Raw genomic sequence first — 19,797 nt, 5'->3', positions numbered from 1 at the left:
GCGTAAAATGATATAAAAAGAGACGTACTAGACGGATTACTGTCCCAAAGTTAAAGTGATTAGCTTTAAGTTACGCGCGTGTGGCAGGGATGCCACACACTACCTATCACGACAGGACGTCGTGTATGGGTAATAAGAGACTTTTGCCTACTTTGGGGCTTTCCAAAGTAGGGTTGCGCCTGCACAAATCCATTGAAACTTTTAAAGGAAAGATGAGGCTGCGCAATATCCAAGTATAAATATCAGATATTTAAAAACACTATCGAATTGCTTTTATTACTCCATACAATTCAAACTATAGCCTAGTTAAAATTGTGCAACAGTAGTGGTACCAGTCGTCTCTTTTTTATGACGATTACAACAGTACAAGTTGAGCTTTGACCGCCTTTGCAGTCGCTTCCGGATACTCAAGCGGAAACATATGTCCGCCCTCGACCACTGAATAATTGATCCGATAAATCTTGTGCATGCCTTGAGGCAAACCCTGCTGATAAAACTGGCTCTGCTCTGCAGTCATCAGATGAATCGGCACTTCAGGTGGTCGTCTTGGCGTACGCCACCACCATGCCGGTACAGTCCGGAAAATCTCCGCTTCTACCTGTTTTGGAATGCTCAAAGTCACCCCACCGCGTTCAGGTTCTGGCTGAATGCCACTCTCGATATAATCAGCAAAACATTGCTCATCAAAATTGCTAAATAAGCGGTTTGATCTGAGTGCATCAACTGCGGCCTGTTTCGATGGCCAGTGATCCTTGCGTTTTAGCGTAATTCCTGCAGGTGTATAGCGATCGATACTTTTCAGATTCAGCTTTTTAACCAGTTCAAACATGGCGCTGTTTTTTCCAATAATAAATGGCGGATCCATAATTAACAGTTTGGAAAACAGTTCCGGACGTCGATACGCTGCCATCAAAGTCACCAGACCACCAAAGGAATGTCCGAGACCCACCACCTGCTGCTGAGGAAATTGCTGCTCGATATCTGCAATGACTTCATCGACCAGATAGCGCCAGTCTGGCGTAATCGGATATTGCGACTTCATGCCAATCAAGGGAATCGCTTTGACCTCATATTCTGGCTGGAAACAGTCCAGAAATTTCTGATAGGTTGCCGCAGGGATGCCATTGGCATGGGTAAAATGTAGGGCTTGTTTCATTATTTTCCAAACGCAGCGCGTATTCATCCTGAAATCATCGGATGAGCTTACTGATCTGAAAAGTCATGTGATAGTGCCAAAACGCTCAAAGCATGACCTTGAAGTCAGCTCTTCTTATTTTATTAAACGAATTTAAGATTTATTTCTGCGATACCGTCAAATGCTGCATGGCTAGAAAAGTCGCGCCGCAACTGGTCTTATCCCCTGCGATAAGCATTGCCCGTCCTTTGACAGTAATAGATAAATCGCTGGAGATTGCGGTGACCATGGTCTGGCATTTGGGACAATAATGCGTCATGCCATTTAAATGTACGGCGATGCCTTTCATAATAAAAGACGGCTCACTTTCCACCACAATACCACCGTGAGTGGTTTTGGCACCGAGACCAATAAAGGCTTTGGACATGTTTATTATTTCTGGTTATTAGTTAGACTGATTTTAAACACAAGAAAAATGACAGGCCAGTATTCCCCGACCAAAACAATATAAAAGCCGAATTTCGGCCATAAAAAAAAGCAGCCCGAAAGCTGCATTTTTTAATTGCTTAAAACTTAAGGCTTGACGACTACCATCACCTGAATGGCTTCTGGCGTCACAGATAAACCATCCAGTAGGCCGAGACCTTCTTTCTGCAACTTCTGTAAACGTGAAATTTCATCTTCACGGATACTTGGATTAAACTGTTTCAGATAGGTCAGACGGTCAATTTCATATTGCCATTTATTACCATACACTTCTTTGGCTTGCTGCTTGAAGTTTGGCAATGCACTGCGTGCCAATTCAAGTGCTTGCTGATAACGTGCCTCAATCACATCACGACGTGCTTTCACCACCTGACGGCAGCTGTTGCCATCTAAATGATGCAGATACGGTTTTAAAATTTCAGGCGCAATTTTTTGTGAAAGATCCTGACCTTTCTCGCTTAATAACACACGAACCAATTGTTGCGGCAGGCTTGATGGCAAGTTCAATGCTTTCGGTGCAACCACATCGACCTTGAACCAGACTTCCAGCAATACCGAACCTTGTGGCAGTGCCGCAGATTTTAATACCGCAACGTTGGTGCTACCAAAGCCTTGAGTATTGATCATTTCCATCACACTTTCAGTGAATGGATGTTCCAGGGTCAGGTATTGCGCATCTTCGCGGATTTGTGCCTGATCACGATAGAAAGTGGCAGTGATGCCTTCTTCATCCAGCGTCAAACCTTGAACCTGCATTTGATCTGTTGGCTTGATGATCACGGTACCGTTACTTTGCTCGTCAAAGTCAATATTCGTGGACGCCATAAAGCGTTTCATGAAGATCGGCAAAGTAGTATTGTCATCATAGTCTTCAAGTGCGTTGACAATTTCCTGTGCTACCACCGGACGGCAAGAGTTGTACTCTAGCAAACGGTCACGGCCTTCCTGCAATTCAGCTTCCAGCGCTTCACGTTGCACGCTGACTTCTTCCAGCAGGTCTTCAAACGCTTGACCTTTGTCTGCCAATAGACAGTCTTTCAAGCGAACAATAAAGTTTTCTTGCAAGGTTTGTGCAGTTGGGGAAATATTGCCGAAAATATTCAAGGCTTCGTTATACCAGCGGAACATACGTTCTTGCGCAGTTCCCACCAGATAAGGCACATGAATCTGAATCCGGTTTTCCTGACCGATACGATCTAAACGGCCAATACGCTGCTCTAAAACGTCCGGGTTGGCAGGAAGATCGAACAGAATCAGATCAGATGCAAACTGGAAGTTACGCCCTTCTGAACCAATTTCCGAACAAAGCAGAATCTGCGCGCCATACGAATCTTCAGCAAAATAAGCGGCAGCCTGATCACGCTCTAACAAGCTCATGCCTTCATGGAACATCGCGGTACGAATACCGGCATGTAAGCGAAGTACATTTTCCAGCGCTTCAACCACTGGCCCGCTACGCGCAATCAGTAAGACTTTCTTGTGTTTAAGATCGGTACGTAAACGCTCCATCAGCCACATCACGCGTGGATCGGCTTCCATCCATGCACCATCGAGCTGGGCTTCTTCAGGCCACATTTGCTCACGCAACTTACCATCTTTCGACCAGTGTTCCGGTGCCGGTAATGGTGCCGGCTGACAGTCACGACCCGGGAAGCCCTGAATGGCTTCACGCGTATTACGAAACAGGATACGACCGGTACCATGACGGTCTAAAAGTTCGTGAATGGCACGGAAACGCTGCTCAGGATGATCTTCAATTGAATGACCCAACAAGGCCTCAATCGCAGTCAAATGTTCTGCTTCAAGTGGCAGATTTGACATCAACACTTCTGCAATTTTAGCGGTGTGCTGATATTGCGCTTCTTCATCCAGGAAACGATCCAGCGAGTTAAAGCGCTGCGGATCGAGTAAACGCAGGCGTGCAAAGTGACTTTCTACCCCGAGCTGTTCCGGTGTTGCCGTCAATAACAATACGCCCGGCGTATGTTCAGCCAGTTCTTCGACCAGATCATAACGGTCATTACCGCCATCTTCTTCGCTCCACATCAAATGATGTGCTTCATCGACCACCAGCAAGTCGAAACCGGCTTCGAGCGCCTGTTCACGCAGATCTTCATGGTCGACCATCAAATCGACAGAGGCAATAATTTTTTGTTCGGTCAGGAATGGGTTTTGTTCAGGATCATGCTCTTTGATTGATGCAGTACGGGTCAAATCAAATAACGAGAACTCAAGATTGAAACGACGGCGCATCTCAATCATCCACTGATATTGCAGCGAATCCGGTACTAAAATCAGGATGCGTTCAGAACGGCCAGTTTTCAGCTGTTGATGGATAATCAAACCCGCTTCGATAGTTTTACCCAGACCGACTTCATCGGCCAGTAATACACGCGGAGCAAAACGCTGACCGACTTCATGCGCAATATACAACTGGTGTGGAATCAGGCCGACACGTGAACCGACCAGACCACGCAGTGGACTGCTTTGCATATTGGCCTGCATCAGCAGCGCTTCAATACGCAGGTCATACCATTCTTTATAATCGACCTGACTGGCCAATAAACGGTCTAGAGGCTTGGACAACTGGATGGTGGCACCAATGCGGGTTTCATTCAGCGATTTACGTTCTTCAGTCCCATCTTCCAGGGTACGAATGACGTGATAACGCACCACGCCATTGCGGTCTTCCACGGATTCTACAATCCATTTGGTCCCTTCCTGATCCTGTAATTCATCTTTCACATTAAATACGATACGAGATAAGGGTGCATTGCTACGTGCATAGACGCGAGTTTCATCGCTTTTCGGGAATAAAATGCTAACCGACCGCTCATCAACATCAATAAGAACGCCTAAACCGAGTTCTGTTTCAGTATCTGATAACCAACGTTGACCAATAGCAAATTGCTGCAATTTTTCCACCTTTATCTTAAGTACAAGATTATGAATATTAGGCTCAATCACGAAACGTCATTGGAGCAAAATTTCACACCTTCAAGCAATGTATTTTGACATAAAGCCCACTAAAAAGTGAGCATAATTCACGCCGATTCAAGAAGTATTTCCTAGAACGGCGCCGGACAATAAAATTCGACCAGCTGATCTGTTTGAGGATGATAAAAACTCAAACGTTCAGCATGTAAATGTAGACGCGAGCTGAGCTGTTGCTGTTCAGGTGTCGCATATAAGGTATCGCCGATAATCGGATGCCCCAGATATTGCATATGCACACGCAACTGATGCGAACGGCCGGTAATTGGCGTAAGTTTCACCCGAGTCACGGCTTGTTCCTGAATATTAAAGTGTTCGATCGCCTGCCAATGCGTGATGGCCGGCTTGTTATGTGCGGGATCTGCGATATGTAAGGGCGGACGGCTTGGGTCATATACCACTGGCACCTCAATGCTACCTTCACCTTCGAGTGTACCGGCAACCACGGCCTGATAGGTTTTGTCGGTCTGGCGTTCCTGAAACTGGCGGGAAATGTTTTTTTGTCCCCATTTTGTTAGACCAAACACGAGAATGCCGGAAGTATCGCGATCCAGTCGATGGATCAGTAAGGTTTTTGGTTCTATTTTTAATAATCGGTTAATCAGGCAATCTTGTAAATCTTCTGTTTTACCGGGAACTGTGAGTAAACCTGCAGGTTTGTGGATGACTATAAAATCGTCATCACGATGTATCAGATGTTCGGTTAGAAAATTACTCAAAGTTCAATCCCAGGCTGATCGCGAAAAACAAGGCGGCCATGATAGAAAGCTTCGCCCATAATTACAATGCGCTTTTATGTAAATGCTGATGAAATTTCCGATTTAGGTCATAAAAATGCTCAATCGCAGCGTATCAACCTGAGGATTGTAAAATGAAGCCTGCCAATTCATGCAAAGACGGATGCTGTCGTACATCTTCATAACGAATATTGGCACCATGTGCACGCCATACACCGACCAAACTCACCACAGCTACAGAGTCCAATCCATAATTTCTTAAATCGACATAGGGATCAATTTCCAAGGGATCCATATCCAGCTGTTCTGCGACGGCCAACATAATGCCTTTGGTCGACAATACATATTCTGACGGCGCGCTTAAATCCCATAAGCGAGTCAGGCTATAGATATTTAAGTGATGTATCCCCTGTGCCGAAATATTTTCAATCCACTGAATATGCTGATCTTGATTTGACAATAAAATCGCATCATCAACTACACAGATTTGCTCGGTGACACTTTGCAGATGCGGTAAAATCTGTTTCAGCATTGGTGTGACCTGCCCGGCAAAAATCAGCTGCGGATGGGTTGAGGCATATTCTCCCAATTGCTGCATGCCTTGCATCAGGTCATCACCATATAAGTCAACAATCGGAATATCCAGCGCTTTGGCTTTATTGGTCAGTTGAATCAAATTTGCCATGAGTCCACTCTCTTGTATCCCCTGCTGCATACGTAAGTTTTGCAATCCGACTAAAACCAAAACGGATTCATTTGATGCAAGCTGCCATTTGGCTTGTGATGGCGCAAGTTGGATTTTTTTGGGCACGGGGTAAAGCATTTAAAAAACTTCATAAGATAATTTAATAAATGAGAATATGCTAACTCACAACATCAAAAGCACATATTATTTTCTGTACTGACTTACATTCCAAATACTTAATAAATGCCAAATATTTCGATCTACAACTTTCCAGTCATTCAAGGAGTCACGAGTCATTCTCCACTCGACTCGCACATTCGGATATAAGGGTGTTTCAACTGTTGTTGTAATGATCTGTTGATTCTCAATATTTTTGGTAATTTTCATTAAAAATTCTGTTTGGTATTGGTCTGATGCACGACCAATACAATGATAAGCGATCGAAGAGTCAAAATTTAATGAATAGCAATCTAGATCAAACTTTTTAAATGAGTCTTCATATTTTACATATTGATGCGATATTAAATAATTTATCCATTCTCGTGGTGTCTGTTTATATTTAAAATATAAGGGATCAGCTTTACTAAAATTTTGCACATGTACTTTAACTTGGTTTTTATGATTTTTATCATAAAAATTATTTATTGGTATATCTTTAGCTTGATTGAGTAATAAATTAAATTGCATTGGATTTTCAAAATCCGCAACATTTTCGATATTATCTAGACTATTCGAAATATATGTGGTTGGCTCAAAATTTATTGGAAACTGGCCTAGAAAAGGACTACTCAACACTGTATTTTCAGCAATATTCTGTTTCGCGCCAACATAAGTTTTAATGATTAATTCAGGCGAAATTCCCCACATAATTAAATCGCCAGTTTGGGAATTATCTTCATAATATTGTACATCATCATAGCTATGATCCACTTCTACTGAATCACTACAGGCGCTAATAAAGATACTATTAAGCAAAATGAAAATTATTTTTTTGATCATCCATTATTCCCAAAATTTATTCTTATTTAGTTGGTATCAGCTCAAGTAATATTCAAATCTTAGATAGAGCTTTGTTTAAACTGATTCGCCTAGAACTATCAGTCTAGGCTGTTATATTTTGATTTCCTACTGTAAATCAATCTAAACCACATGTTCTAAAAACTTCTCAATCGCTACCTGTGCAATCTCCGCATCTTCAAACGACTTCACACCCGACACACCCATCGCACCGACGAGCTGCCCTTGGTACATAATTGGCTCACCACCCTCCAGCATTCCTGAAAATGATTCCATAGTCAGAAAGCCCATCTGCCCACCTTTGATAATGTCTTCAAAAAGTTTGGATGGATGGCGACTCATGGCAGAACATTTAGCTTTTTCGATGGCCAGATTTGCAGTCATTGGTGCTGCACCATCCATACGCTTCATCACAAGTAAATTACCCGTTTCATCCACCACAGCAATACTGACATTAAAACTGTTCTGAATCGCATATTGATGAGCTTGATCTAATAAAAATTCAGCATCACTTAAAGTCAAATAATGTTTGGTTTGCATGAATAAATATCCCTAATTTTAAATGTAATTTTCCCTAAGCCTGAGCCCTATATGGCGCAAGAATACAGTAAGAAGTCTTTAAATTTTCATTTCTATTCGATAGATGAAAGCCCTCTCCTTTAAGGAGAGGGTTTGGGAGAGGTATAAATTACGCTTTCATCTCAGCAAAAGTTTCTTTCGCTGCTTGAATCGTGAAAGCAATATCTTCATCAGAATGCGCAGCTGAAATAAATCCTGCTTCAAAAGCAGATGGCGCAAGGTTTACGCCACGACTTAACATGCCATGGAAGAATTTACGGAAAGCATCGACATCACATTTCAACATCGAATCAAAGCTGGTGATGTCTTCTTGATCTGTAAAGTAAAGACCAAACATACCACCGACCTGTTGTGTCTTAAACGGAATACCTGCTTCATCCGCAGCAGCTTGTAAGCCAACTAACAGTTTCTCAAGTTGCGCAGATAATTTCTCGTAGAAACCTTCAGCACGGAGATGTTTAAACATCTCGATACCTGCACGCATTGCCAGCGGATTACCTGATAGCGTACCTGCTTGATACACCTTACCTAAAGGCGCAATGCATTCCATCACTTCACGCTTACCACCGAAAGCGCCCACTGGCAGGCCTGCACCAATGATTTTACCTAAAGTGGTTAAATCCGGAGTTACGCCATAATGAGCCTGTGCACCGCCAAGACCGACACGGAAACCGGTCATCACTTCATCAATGATAAACACTGAACCATGCTCATCACAGACATCACGAATTGCTTGCAGGAAACCGTCAATTGGTTTCACCAGGTTCATGTTGCCTGCGACTGGCTCAACAATCACACCGGCAATTTCTGAACCGAATTTGGCAAAGCATTCTTTTAAAGTCGCGATGTCGTTATACGGAAGTGTTAAGGTATGTTTGGCAAAATCCGCTGGCACGCCTGCAGACGTCGCTTCCCCTTCTCCACTGGTCAATAAACCTGAACCGGCTTTTACCAATAATGAATCGGAGTGACCGTGATAACAGCCTTCAAATTTTACAATCTTGTCACGGCCAGTATAACCACGCGCTAAACGAATCGCGGTCATGGTCGCTTCTGTACCTGAGTTGGTCATACGCACCAGTTCAATCGATGGCATGATCTCGCAAATAATATCTGCAAGCGTGGTTTCATGAACTGTGGGCGCACCAAAGCTCAAACCGTCTACTGCGGCATCCTGAACCGCTTTAATAATTGCTGGATGCGCATGGCCCAGAATCATCGGCCCCCATGAACCCACATAGTCCACATAACGCTTGCCATCTACATCATAGAGATAGGCACCTTGGGCTTTTTCGATAAAGACCGGTGTACCACCGACGCCGTTAAATGCGCGTACAGGTGAATTGACGCCACCCGGAATATGTTTATTGGCTTGTTTGAACAATTGTTCTTGCTTTGGAGATAAGCTCATGAAGGCACTCGACTCAAAATTAAATCAATCAAAAAATTTTATGCTGTAGCTTGAAAAAGCGCAGACCATTCATCTAAACGTTCAGGAATGGCATTCATCGGTAAGCCCAATATATCACTAATCACGGCGCAATAATCCGCACCTGACTCAATGACTTCTTTGGAATTTTCAACCGTTAAACCGCCAATGGCACATAAAGGCACGTTCAATTTCTCTTTGGCCAGTTTTAAGGTTTCCAAACCAATATTACCGGCTTCAGGTTTACTGTCAGTAGCATAGATGGCACCAAATGCCACATAGTTTGCACCATCGGCAATGGCCTGTTCAGCCAGCTCAAGCGAGTTATTACAGCTACGACCAATCAAGACATTTTTCGGCAAGCGTGCAACTGCCTCGACAATAGACCCGTCATCCTGACCCAAATGCACACCCACCCCGTATTTAACGGCCATTTCAAGATCATCATTAATCACAAAAAGCACACCATATTCAGCACACATGGCTTTCATATACTCGATTTCGTAAATTTGATCTTGTTTGGCGACTTTTTTACGGCGATATTGCAATACTGCAATGCCGCCATTGGCCATTGCGCCTTCCAGTTTTGCCAATAAAAGTTCTACGGGATCATCATTGGTAATTAAATATAAACCGCGCATCTTGCTCGCCACTTGCTAGGATGGCTCTATTATAGGCATAACTCGGTTTAATTGCCGCAGTCCTGCTGTTTCCGCGACCGGGTAGCAACAGATTTGCAGTTTTTTAGCGCAATTTTCCAGTTAAATCTAAAATATCACCATTTTCAGGGATATACCGACTATAAAATATGGGTTTTAATGGCCTTATAACAAAAATAATAAAGTGTTAATGCTTACGCCCTCCGACAAACGCTTTTAGGATTTTGCAGATAACTTGGTGGAGAAGTTGCAAAATTCTAAGAGCGGTTTTTTTTGCCTTTAAATTTTCAATATTGTTAAGCCTCTTTAAGATTAAACTCAAAAAGATTAAAAAATACCCAATTTCAGGGATGGCCCAATTAGCGCGAAAAGACTTAAATAGCGTTAGACACAGAAAATAACCAGAAAAATAAATACCTGTGTTGGTGACACCCGATCCTTTCTAGTTTTGAATAATACGTTTGTGGGGAGACGTTTCAAAGCCAGAAAGGATCCTTTACTTTCAGCACAAATCCACATGAATTCTTCTATGAATATTTACACAATAGCATCAGCAAAATTTTAAACATTTATTGATAGCAAACAGGCATAAAAAAAGCCCGGAGAAGGTCGCTCCAGGCTTGGAAAACTGATATATTGATTAAAATATAATGGTTGATCAAAAAACTAAATTGGCAATAACCTAATTATTAGAATAATAATTCTAGACTTGCAAGGCTTTTATCGAAATTTCATGCTTTAAGTGAGCACATTCCGATAAAAGTCATTCTCGCTCAACTGGAAATTTTATCGTATTTACGATCGATCAGGCTGATATTACCACGCAGGACATCGGCAAACATGCGCCAGTCCGAGATAAAGCTATATACAGGCTGTTTAAAGCTGGCCGGTTTATTGCGCTCAAAGATAAAATGACCGACCCAGGCACAGGCATAACCCGAAAGCAAACCATAGGTAAAATATCGCGGCTTGCCTTGACGAATGGCTTTGGCAAAACAGTATAAACCGATGCTACTGCCGGCCACGTGCAGACGGCGGCTGATAATCTGCCGATGCTCAGTCAAATAGAAGCGATAAAATTCATGATAATTCTTAATCGGCATCTGGGGCTGAACCACCCCCTCATTATTAATTTTTGGTTGTACTTGTACATTCATCTTTCATCATCCTGACGTTTTTGTTTTACCTTAGCGTATATTTTGGCCAATTAACAGTCTCTTGATTTGCTCGAATATTCTTAGATATTTTCCAAGCAAAGCCGCAATTCCTCTCGCTTTGCAACCCTATTAACAGCTCAAAGCCAATATTTAAATTCCTGTTCAATATTTTTATATGCAGGTCAAGTCTTACATGCATTTTGATTTTGGTTACAATCTGCCACGCATACATCTAAAAATATAATTGCGGCGATTGCCCGCCGAATTTTCAGCATCTCATTAAAGCGAAAAATATCAGTACATGCTGGCGTGTACTAAACAGATAGGAAAATCATTATGGTTGAAGTTGAACTCAAGTTCCAGATTCCTGCGGCACGACGCACTGCGCTGCTCAAGGCACTTGATCCGAAAAAGTCTCAACAGATCCAGCTTCAAGCCAAATATTATGATACTGCCGACCGTCAACTGGCCCAGCACGGGGTAGCACTACGTCAGCGTCTGGAAGGTACGCGCTGGGTGCAAACCCTGAAAGCTGCCGGTAAAAGCCATATTGAACGCTTTGAACATAATCATGATCTGGGGGAATTAACTGAATCTCCTGAACTGGATTTAAGTATTTATACCCAGTTCCCAGAAGCACAGGCGATTCTGAGCCATGCGCTCGGCAATCAGTCTGATCAGCTACAACTGCAATTCGAAACCGATATTGCCCGCACCTTGCGTGTAATTGAATACCAAGACACACAAATCGAAGTCAGTCTGGATATTGGGCAGATCCGTACCCGAAATGCTGAACAAGAGGTACATGAAGTCGAGTTTGAGCTAAAAAGTGGGTTGATACACAATTTATTGGCATTCAGTTTTGAATGGGTCAAGAAATATCAGCTCTGGCTCGATGTACGCAGCAAGGCAGAAATTGGTAATTTATTGGCCACCTCACAACGCGTGAGCCCGGCCACCTTCGCCAAAGAGTTCCAGATCAGTAAAAAAGACAGCGCTGGTAAAACCCTATGCAGTCTGATTGCGCAGCAGATGCAACATTTATTGCCAAATATCACCGCGATTTCAGCTCAGGTTGCACAGCAGGAACATATTCAGCAGGCTCAACTGGCACTGGATCAGCTGTATCTGACCTTGCTGCTGTTTAAAGACTGGCATCCGCAGCTTTCGGACAAATGGGCACATCAAATGGCTGCCTTTAAGCAGCAGTTCGAGCATTTACAACATTTGCAGCATATGCAAAACAGCTTGGCCAGCTTCCTGCAAAATCCGACCACTGCGGAAAATCTGAGCAAAGATATTCTGTATGCGCAGGAGAAACTCGGTAATCTGGTCAAGTCTACACAGAATGTGCATCATTATCTGGAATTGCTGATGTTCAGTTTAAATGAAAATGAGCATGCTTCGCTGGACTTGAAAACTGCTGCACAAACCACCTTGCAACAGCAATATAAAGCCTTGCAGGAACAAATGAACCAGACGGATATCACTGATTTTGAAAGTCTGGATCAATTGTCGGGCCGGATTCAGGAACTCAAATTCAGCTTCCCGATTTTAACCACAATCTATGACGTCAAAAACTTGCAGAAGTACAGCAAAGCGCTGAATGATGCACAACTTGCAGCCGGTGAATATCAAACCTTGGCCTCTTCGGCAGTGTATATTCAGCAAACTGAACTGGAAGCGAGTGACTGGTTTGTATTAGGCTGGCTGACTGCCAAGCAGGAAGTCTATGCGCAGAAACTGCTTGAAGCGACAGAACAGTTCCTGGTGAGCCGTAAATTCCTCAAATAAATATCTTTAAGAACATTTCAAAGCACGCTCCCTCTACGGCGTGCTTTTTTTGTTGCAGAAGCACATCACACTGTGGCTAATCTTTGAGCTATATTGATCTGTATAACCTACATCGAGAAGGAATGACCCGATGGCAGAAATAGAACTCAAATTCCAGATTCCGTCACAGTCACGTGCACAATTTGAACAGGACTTCCAGAAGCTTCAGCCGACTCGGCATCGTTTATGTGCGCGCTACTTCGATACTGAAGCACAACAACTCCAACAACATCAAATCGCCTTGCGACAACGTCTAGAAGACCAGCAATGGATTCAAACCCTGAAAGCACCTACTGAGCAGCAATTTGAACGTTTTGAACTTGAACATACATTAAAAAGCCCACCTGAAAGCTGTGATTTTCAGTTATATCGCAATCACAAACCGGCAAAAAAAATCCTGAAACAGGCGCTTGGCGATTTGGATATACCGCTTATTCTGCAATTTGAAACAGATGTCGCGCGTTATGTGCTGACCGAAACACATCAAAATAGCCAGATTGAGATTGCCTTTGATGTAGGGGAAATTCGCCATAAGGATCAAGCCATTGATATTTATGAAGTCGAATTTGAGCTAAAATCCGGTCAATTGAGCGAATTGATTGATTTCATTCGGCCATGGATTCAACGTTATGATTTATGGCTGGATACGCGGAGTAAATCGGAACGCGGTTATGCCCTATTACAGGGTGAAGAAAGTCTGCCTGTGCAGCATCAGCTGCCATTAGAACTTGAGCAGAAAGATCAGATTGCTACTATTTTAAAGAAAATCGTAGCCAACTGTCTGGCTCATCTTTTTCCGAATGCAACTGCGATTGCCGCTGATCATTATAACAGCGATCATGTGCATCAGGCACGTGTCGCGATCCGGCGCTTACGCAGTGCCTTTAAAATTTTCCAGTCTGTGACTGAACATGTACAGCCAGAATGGCCGGAACAGCTGCGAGATATTTTTCAGCAACTGGGTTCTACCCGAGATCGCGATGCCCTTGCAGAAAGTCTGATTCCGCAACTGGAAAAAGCCGGCTCACCCTTATTAAAATTACCACCACATCGACAAAAACAGCCAGATATTAGCGCGCTGTTCAGACATTCAGCTACAGTGGACTTGATACTGCAACTACTCAGCTTTAGTCAGGAAAAAATGCATAGCAAAGCCAAATCTTCGCATAAAATTTTGTGTAAAGGTTTGAGCAAGTTACATCAGCAAATTTGTCAGGATGCCGAAAACTATCAGGAACTGGATATTGAATCGCGGCATCGCACGCGTAAACGGGTGAAACGCTTGCGCTATAACGTAGAATTTTTACAGAGCTTATTTCCTGAAAAGGATGTGAAAACTTATCTGAAAGCCCTAAAACCCTTACAGGAAAGCTTGGGGCATTATAACGACCTGTTTGTGGCAGACGAACTGTTTAGACCGTATGTCAAGCAAAATAGCAAAGCCTGGTTTGTGCTGGGCTGGATAAGCGCAGAACAGCAGCGTTTGTCGAGTGAAGCAGCCGAGCGTTTACAGCAGTTTGCTGAAAATACCAAACCCTTCTGGTAAAACCGGGCTAGCGATATTTACCAAACACTTTCCAGGTATTATTATCGGCCAGAGGGTCATTATAACTATCACTGCGTTGCTTACGTGGTTTATCACGGGCATCGACCAGCTCAAAATGTGGCTCGACACTCAGCACGATACCATTCACATAAAAACGGGTACGTGTATATTCACTTTGACCATGCTGAAACACATAAGTACGTAAGTCTACAAATTCGCGGTGTGCCACCAAAGCCGCGGTATCGTCACTGTCGAGCCAGTGTCGCATGGCTGCGATCTGTTCGGGTTCAAACTGCCCGCATTTTTCAATCAGGCTGGCCACACCACGAAAAGTTTTAGATTCTTTGGCCCGGGTTTTATTTAGCCTGATTCGGTCAACATGAAAATAAAACAGCGGCAAGTTTAAATGACTGGGAAGATGGATAGCATCTAGGGTTTCATCGTCCATGAAAGGTTGGAACAGATCCTGCGCCCTTTCAATCAGACCAAGCCACTGGGTGTAATATTCTTCGACCTGCGATTTGGTTCCATAATAAATCGGCAGACCTTCGACATTGGCCAGATTTGCCGGTGGCCAGATATTCTGGCGCAATAAGGCAATATCACTTTTCAGACTTTGTACCGCAATCGCATCCTGCATGGCATTCACTTTTATATGCTTAGGCTATTTTTAGATTAAGGCAAAGGTTTAGTTTCTGCAAGGCTTTGCCTATAATTAGCCATTAAGATTTTATGATGGTCAGGAAAAATTCATGGTTCAAAAGATTGAAGCAACCGATGTAACCGAAGAAGAAGCGTTAAATGCGGCATTCTTTGAACGTGCTGATGAATTTATTCAACAAGCCAACGAGTTTTGTCGCGTAGAAAAAGGCTCGCAGGAAAAACCGAGTGATAAGCGCGGTCAAGTCAGTGCAGCCATGTTATTTGGTACTGCCCGTTTCAATACCTGGGTGGCAGCGAATAACTTTAAAGATGGCAACGAAATGCGCGATGCCAAAGATCAGGTGATGTCTTATATTATGCAGCAATTCCAAATGATGCTGGAAGATAACTATGATGAATACTGTGAACAGTTCGAAAACTATTTACGTTTCCGTCACAATGAAGAGTTTCATGCCAACAAGCATAACCATGATCACAAGCACGATCATTGATTAAAATATGAAAAGCCCCGCGGGGCTTTTTTATTTGCCTTAATTTATCATCTTGACTTCGAACTGATTTTAGCCCCATATAAATTGAATAATAAATACACTAAAACAAGGCATAGCATGCAGCAACTTCCCTTCCCGATCATTGACCCACATATTCACCAATGGGATCCGTACAACACCCCACACGCGGCAGCATTTGCCGTAAAACTGTTTGGCAAATATCCTAAATTACTGGACAAAATGGTGCGGCTGCTCAAACCTAAAGATGTGATTGAGACCATTGGCCTGACCGAGCATCTGACCGCCCCTTATCTGCCTGCGAACTACAACAAAGATCTAGGGCATTATGAAGTCGAACAAATTGTGCATGTTGAAGCCAGCTGGCATGATCAGAAAGGTACAGGCGTGGTTGATGAAACCCGTTTTGTGGCCGGACTTCCTTTTGATCAGCATAATATCCAGCTCGGTGGCATTGTCGCTACGGCGGATCCGCGGCAGAAAAACTTTAAACAGTTGATTGAATTGCATCGCGAAGCTTCTCCCAAATTTCGCGGGATTCGTAAAATGGCTGCGGTACATCCAGACAAAGGGATTCATGCCTGGACCGATGAGCCACATCTCTACCGTAATAAAAACTTCCTGAAAGGATTTGAAGAACTGGCCAAGCAAGACTTAAGTTTTGATGCCTGGGTCTATTCGAGCCAGATTGCGGATGTGACTGCACTGGCCAAAGCCTTTCCTAAAACACCCATCGCACTAGATCACCTCGGTACGCCTGCCGGCTTATTTGGCAAGGTGGGCAAAGCTACAGGCAAGACTGAACAAGAACGCGCCCAGATATTTTCAAGTTGGCAAGATCAACTGGCTGAACTGTCCGAGTGCAAAAATGTATCGACTAAAATGTCTGGCCTGTTTATGCCCGTTTTAGGTCATGATTTTCATCAGCAGAAACGGCTGGCAACTAAACAGGAATTATTGGAACATGCAGCTCCCCTGATTCAGCATGCCTTAGATTGCTTTGGTTCTGAACGCCTGATGTTTGCTTCCAACTTTCCAATGGACAGTGTCAGCAGCTCACTCGTGAATATCATTGATGCTTTTAGCGATATTGTTCAGGACTATGATGAAAACGCATTAAAGCCGATCTTTTATGAGAATGCGAAAGCATTTTATAAATTATAAAAATAAGAGTCTGAATCCTTAAAAAAAGTAGGAAAATACGTATGCTCTGGGAAGAAATGATCGCGAGTCCCCGATCAGATAAGCTTTTCTATACTTGCTGAGCAATCTTTTCTAGTTTAATCGCATCATATTATTACCAACATATTATTCACTTCGCTTTTAAGAAAGATATCGCTGTTGAAGCAATATTAGTATCAGCTGGGATTTTCCTGTTTCTTTTTGCCACTTTCTGGTGGAACTTACCCAGTGCTGTGCTATCTGGCGTTTTAAGTAGAATCCTGCTTACCAGAAAAGCAACTTAAATTAGAGCTTTTAATTATATTGAAGAATAAAAAATCCCCTTAAGTAAGAGGATTTTTTATTTATTAACACTATGATGTTTTAACTTGCTTACCGTACTGATCAGCCATCACTTCGACCAACTGATCCAGCTTGATGTATTTTTTAATCACGGCATCAATGTCGGCTTTCGTCAGTTGGGCAATCGCCTGATCACGTTTTTCACGGTAAATCAGCTTACGATCTTTTTCCAGTTGAGGAACCAACATACTGTGAATACGGCGATCATCTTCCAGTGCATTGACACGTTTTTTCAAAATGCTGGCTTTGGCCGCTTCCACTTCCTGTTCAGTTACACCACGTGTTAACAGCTCATTGAGTACCTGATGCACCGTTTGAGAAACCTGTGCAGATTTACCTGCGGTATAATTGGCACCCAGTGCCAAAGCACCTGAATCGGCCCATTCATTAAACTGAACATGGGCACTAAAACCGTAGACCAGCGCATTTTTTTCACGTAATTCCTGAGCCAAACGGGAAGACAGTTGAGAGTCACCCAGAATATGACGGAAGACTTGTAAAGCAGGTACATCTGCATGGTCTGCCCCCACCGGGAAGGTCAGCAATGCCTGATAACTACCGAACTCACGTTGTTCAGATAATGCATGAATTTTTTGGGCTGGATAGCTTCGATATTCTGATTTCAGGCGTTCATAAGGCTGTACCGCTTTCCAGTCCGCGAAACTATTTTTCAGCATTTTCTGTATAGATTTTGGCTGAAATTCCCCAGTCACTGCAATGTGTGCATGATGCGTTTTAAAGAATTGCTGATACAAAGCGACCACTTGCTCACGAGTGGCTGCTTTAAACTGCCTGGTGGCCAGTTCAGGTTCAAAATGGAAACGAATGTCACCGGGTTGATACACTTCAATGGTTCGCGCCATAGTCAGGCTCGACACCGTATCTGGCTCGGTATAAGGACGATCCAGACTGGATAAGGTCTGACCCTTGATCAAGTCAAACTGGCTTTGCTCAAATGCAGGTTTTTTCAGTACATCAACCACATATTGGAAAAACTCTGCAAACTTCTCTTTTTTGGCACTGATCTGTATGTTAAGGCCATTACTCGATGGGCTGGCAGTCGCTGAACCGCCTACTTCGATAATTTTGTCAGCAATCTGCTGCAAGCTCTGGCTTTCCGATGAGCGCAGCATTAAATACGCGGTCAGATCCAGAATCTCGCCTTTATTCATCAGGCTTTGCGCAGTCCCAAAATCCAGAGAAATTGTGGCATACACCTTGTCATCGCGAATATTGGTTGGGAATAGCGCGTATTTAATGCCATTTTTTAACTTACCACGCTGAATCTGCTTGTCCTTGGCAGATAAATACTGCTTGGATTGCGCTACATACTGCTTCACTTCCGCCTGATAAACACTGACATCCTTTAAAGGCTCTTCTGTCTCAGCCTGTTGGTCCAGTGTTTTTTTCGGTGCTTCCGTCTGTGTCACTTCCTGCGCTTTTTTCTGATCTTCCGGTGTTGGCAGGATATTGCCAGAAATACGATATTCAGGTTTTAGAAAGCCTTTATAGACCTGATTAACCTGACTCACATTCAGGTTTTCAATCGCATTCAGATCTTTAAAATACTGGCTCCAGTCACCCGAATAAGCCACGGCATAATCACTTAAACGTGAACCTAAAGCAGTCGCGCTATTTTTAATATTATCAGCCTGATTGCGGGTCAGATTTTTAACTCGGTTTAATTCGGCCTCGGTAAATGGCTGGCTTTGCTCTACGCCTTGAATCAAACTTTGTTCCACAGTTTTTGGCTGATGATTGGGTGCATAGATCGCGCCCATAAACACCAGATTAAAGTCTTTATCTAACCAGGTGCTAGATTGCACCATGGTCGACTTTCCACTTTCCACCATGCTCTGATATAAATGCCCGCTCGGTTGCAAGGTATAGAGCGTCGGTGAAACAGCCAAAGCAGTCTTGATCTTTTCATCCGGGCCATTCAGGTAAATATTGAATTTGGCCAGATCACTGCCCTTTTGCACAGTAAATTCACGCTGTTGAATCTGCTCAGGTTTTAAAGCCGGAACTTTCACTTGCGCCGGTACACTTCGCGATTGAATCGGACTGAAATGGCTATCAATCTGCTTTAATACTTCTGCCTTATCAAACTTGCCTGAAATCACCATAAAGGCATTATTCGGTGCATACCAGCTCCGGTAAAACTGGTTCAATTCCTGCATATTGATGGATTGCAGCTCATTCAGATCACCAATCGGTAAACGGCCCAAATACTGATTGCCATAAGCCGACTTAAACACCTGATCCATGAGTACTGAAAATGGCTGATCCAGACGAATTTCGCGTTCGCGCTTTACAATATCAATTTCGGTCGGTACATATTTTTCCTGAAGAACCAGCTGATCCATACGCTCGGCTTCAAGGAAAATTACTTCACTGAGCGCCGTTTTTTCAGGACGAATGACATTGGTATATTTGGTTGAATAATAATCGGTACTGGCATTGGTCATTAAGGTATATTGATCGAGCCGACGCTGAAATTCATCACCTTTGACATTTTTAGTGCCTTTAAAAGCCAAGTGTTCCAGCAGATGCGCCAGACCACCTTTTCCTTTAGGATCATTCAGTGAACCGGTCAAATACACCGTATTCATAAAAATTTTATTTTCTTTATCATTCGGTGCCAGGATAATTCGTAAACCATTATCAAGACGATATTCCTCCACATTCTGTTCAGTTTTCACCAAAACAGGTTGTGCAAAACTCAGCGCACTACAACCCGACAACAAAATCGCCAAGCTTAAATTCTTATAACGTACCAACATTATTCATCCAGATTTTCAATGTAAATTTTTATTCGCGCTCATTTTAGAGAATGATTCTTAT

At 43.1% G+C, this 19,797-nt stretch carries 16 protein-coding genes; 4 read left to right on the top strand and 12 right to left on the bottom strand.

From position 1 onward, the window contains the following. Window positions 1-355 precede the first annotated feature (355 nt). The 10 genes from CWI32_RS07090 to CWI32_RS07045 all read right to left on the bottom strand — a co-directional run bounded on the left by CWI32_RS07090 (window position 356) and on the right by CWI32_RS07045 (window position 10,878). Complete coding sequence (locus CWI32_RS07090) at window positions 356-1,156, bottom strand: alpha/beta fold hydrolase (RefSeq protein ID WP_005096624.1); 801 nt, start codon at window positions 1,154-1,156, stop codon at window positions 356-358. Window positions 1,157-1,295: 139 nt separating this feature from the next. Next, window positions 1,296-1,562, bottom strand: a complete 267-nt coding sequence (locus CWI32_RS07085) for a PAAR domain-containing protein (protein WP_100534958.1) — start codon at window positions 1,560-1,562, stop codon at window positions 1,296-1,298. Window positions 1,563-1,708: 146 nt separating this feature from the next. Next, window positions 1,709-4,546, bottom strand: a complete 2,838-nt coding sequence (gene rapA, locus CWI32_RS07080) for an RNA polymerase-associated protein RapA (RefSeq protein ID WP_100534957.1) — start codon at window positions 4,544-4,546, stop codon at window positions 1,709-1,711. Between the two features lie 143 nt (window positions 4,547-4,689). Further along, a complete protein-coding gene (locus CWI32_RS07075) occupies window positions 4,690-5,334 on the bottom strand; it encodes an RluA family pseudouridine synthase (protein ID WP_100534956.1) in 645 nt (214 codons plus the stop codon). Window positions 5,335-5,467: 133 nt separating this feature from the next. Then, window positions 5,468-6,175: a phosphopantetheine-binding protein gene (locus tag CWI32_RS07070; RefSeq protein WP_100534955.1), complete on the bottom strand. Its 708-nt coding sequence runs from the start codon at window positions 6,173-6,175 to the stop codon at window positions 5,468-5,470. A gap of 66 nt (window positions 6,176-6,241) precedes the next feature. Beyond that, the gene (locus tag CWI32_RS07065) at window positions 6,242-7,036 is read right to left on the bottom strand and encodes a hypothetical protein (RefSeq protein ID WP_100534954.1); all 795 of its coding nucleotides are present in this window, start codon (window positions 7,034-7,036) and stop codon (window positions 6,242-6,244) included. 141 nt (window positions 7,037-7,177) lie between these two features. Further along, the gene (locus CWI32_RS07060) at window positions 7,178-7,594 is read right to left on the bottom strand and encodes a GlcG/HbpS family heme-binding protein (RefSeq protein WP_100534953.1); all 417 of its coding nucleotides are present in this window, start codon (window positions 7,592-7,594) and stop codon (window positions 7,178-7,180) included. 148 nt (window positions 7,595-7,742) lie between these two features. Beyond that, entirely contained in the window at window positions 7,743-9,044 is a 1,302-nt protein-coding gene (gene hemL / locus CWI32_RS07055) for a glutamate-1-semialdehyde 2,1-aminomutase (RefSeq protein WP_100534952.1), read from the bottom strand. A 38-nt stretch (window positions 9,045-9,082) separates the two neighbouring features. Continuing rightward, the gene (thiE, locus tag CWI32_RS07050; protein ID WP_005171511.1) at window positions 9,083-9,703 is read right to left on the bottom strand and encodes a thiamine phosphate synthase; all 621 of its coding nucleotides are present in this window, start codon (window positions 9,701-9,703) and stop codon (window positions 9,083-9,085) included. Between the two features lie 791 nt (window positions 9,704-10,494). After that, window positions 10,495-10,878 carry an Mpo1-like protein gene (locus CWI32_RS07045; RefSeq protein ID WP_100534951.1) on the bottom strand — a complete coding sequence of 128 codons (384 nt, stop codon included), beginning with the start codon at window positions 10,876-10,878 and terminating at the stop codon, window positions 10,495-10,497. Between the two features lie 336 nt (window positions 10,879-11,214). On the opposite strand from CWI32_RS07045, the gene CWI32_RS07040 reads away from it, so the two are divergent. Both CWI32_RS07040 and CWI32_RS07035 read left to right on the top strand, forming a co-directional pair. Continuing rightward, window positions 11,215-12,672, top strand: a complete 1,458-nt coding sequence (locus tag CWI32_RS07040; RefSeq protein ID WP_100534950.1) for a CYTH domain-containing protein — start codon at window positions 11,215-11,217, stop codon at window positions 12,670-12,672. 130 nt (window positions 12,673-12,802) lie between these two features. Then, window positions 12,803-14,257 carry a CYTH and CHAD domain-containing protein gene (locus tag CWI32_RS07035; protein ID WP_100534949.1) on the top strand — a complete coding sequence of 485 codons (1,455 nt, stop codon included), beginning with the start codon at window positions 12,803-12,805 and terminating at the stop codon, window positions 14,255-14,257. A 7-nt stretch (window positions 14,258-14,264) separates the two neighbouring features. Here CWI32_RS07035 and CWI32_RS07030 read toward each other — a convergent pair whose 3' ends face one another. Further along, window positions 14,265-14,897 (bottom strand): hypothetical protein, encoded by a 633-nt coding sequence (locus CWI32_RS07030; RefSeq protein WP_100535158.1) that lies wholly within the window; start codon window positions 14,895-14,897, stop codon window positions 14,265-14,267. A 112-nt stretch (window positions 14,898-15,009) separates the two neighbouring features. Here CWI32_RS07030 and CWI32_RS07025 point away from each other — a divergent pair, with 112 nt between their 5' ends. Further along, entirely contained in the window at window positions 15,010-15,411 is a 402-nt protein-coding gene (locus CWI32_RS07025) for a DUF3144 domain-containing protein (protein ID WP_005096603.1), read from the top strand. 117 nt (window positions 15,412-15,528) lie between these two features. Further along, window positions 15,529-16,593, top strand: a complete 1,065-nt coding sequence (locus tag CWI32_RS07020) for an amidohydrolase family protein (RefSeq protein ID WP_100534948.1) — start codon at window positions 15,529-15,531, stop codon at window positions 16,591-16,593. A gap of 371 nt (window positions 16,594-16,964) precedes the next feature. On the opposite strand, the gene CWI32_RS07015 is transcribed toward CWI32_RS07020, so the two are convergent. After that, the gene (locus CWI32_RS07015) at window positions 16,965-19,736 is read right to left on the bottom strand and encodes a M16 family metallopeptidase (protein WP_100534947.1); all 2,772 of its coding nucleotides are present in this window, start codon (window positions 19,734-19,736) and stop codon (window positions 16,965-16,967) included. Window positions 19,737-19,797: the final 61 nt, after the last annotated feature.

This window comes from Acinetobacter pseudolwoffii (assembly GCF_002803605.1).
GTDB classification, from domain to species: domain Bacteria; phylum Pseudomonadota; class Gammaproteobacteria; order Pseudomonadales; family Moraxellaceae; genus Acinetobacter; species Acinetobacter pseudolwoffii.
This window is presented reverse-complemented; position numbering and strand designations above follow the sequence as displayed.

Excerpts from the sequence above, each read along its gene's own strand:
- CWI32_RS07090 (WP_005096624.1), bottom strand. The coding sequence starts at position 1,156 with ATGAAACAAGCCCTACATTTTACCCATGCCAATGGCATCCCTGCGGCA.
- CWI32_RS07085 (WP_100534958.1), bottom strand. The coding sequence starts at position 1,562 with ATGTCCAAAGCCTTTATTGGTCTCGGTGCCAAAACCACTCACGGTGGT.
- CWI32_RS07070 (WP_100534955.1), bottom strand. The coding sequence starts at position 6,175 with ATGCTTTACCCCGTGCCCAAAAAAATCCAACTTGCGCCATCACAAGCC.
- CWI32_RS07065 (WP_100534954.1), bottom strand. The coding sequence starts at position 7,036 with ATGATCAAAAAAATAATTTTCATTTTGCTTAATAGTATCTTTATTAGC.
- CWI32_RS07060 (WP_100534953.1), bottom strand. The coding sequence starts at position 7,594 with ATGCAAACCAAACATTATTTGACTTTAAGTGATGCTGAATTTTTATTA.
- hemL (WP_100534952.1), bottom strand. The coding sequence starts at position 9,044 with ATGAGCTTATCTCCAAAGCAAGAACAATTGTTCAAACAAGCCAATAAA.
- thiE (WP_005171511.1), bottom strand. The coding sequence starts at position 9,703 with ATGCGCGGTTTATATTTAATTACCAATGATGATCCCGTAGAACTTTTA.
- CWI32_RS07045 (WP_100534951.1), bottom strand. The coding sequence starts at position 10,878 with ATGAATGTACAAGTACAACCAAAAATTAATAATGAGGGGGTGGTTCAG.
- CWI32_RS07040 (WP_100534950.1), top strand. The coding sequence starts at position 11,215 with ATGGTTGAAGTTGAACTCAAGTTCCAGATTCCTGCGGCACGACGCACT.
- CWI32_RS07035 (WP_100534949.1), top strand. The coding sequence starts at position 12,803 with ATGGCAGAAATAGAACTCAAATTCCAGATTCCGTCACAGTCACGTGCA.
- CWI32_RS07030 (WP_100535158.1), bottom strand. The coding sequence starts at position 14,897 with ATGCAGGATGCGATTGCGGTACAAAGTCTGAAAAGTGATATTGCCTTA.
- CWI32_RS07025 (WP_005096603.1), top strand. The coding sequence starts at position 15,010 with ATGGTTCAAAAGATTGAAGCAACCGATGTAACCGAAGAAGAAGCGTTA.
- CWI32_RS07020 (WP_100534948.1), top strand. The coding sequence starts at position 15,529 with ATGCAGCAACTTCCCTTCCCGATCATTGACCCACATATTCACCAATGG.
- CWI32_RS07015 (WP_100534947.1), bottom strand. The coding sequence starts at position 19,736 with ATGTTGGTACGTTATAAGAATTTAAGCTTGGCGATTTTGTTGTCGGGT.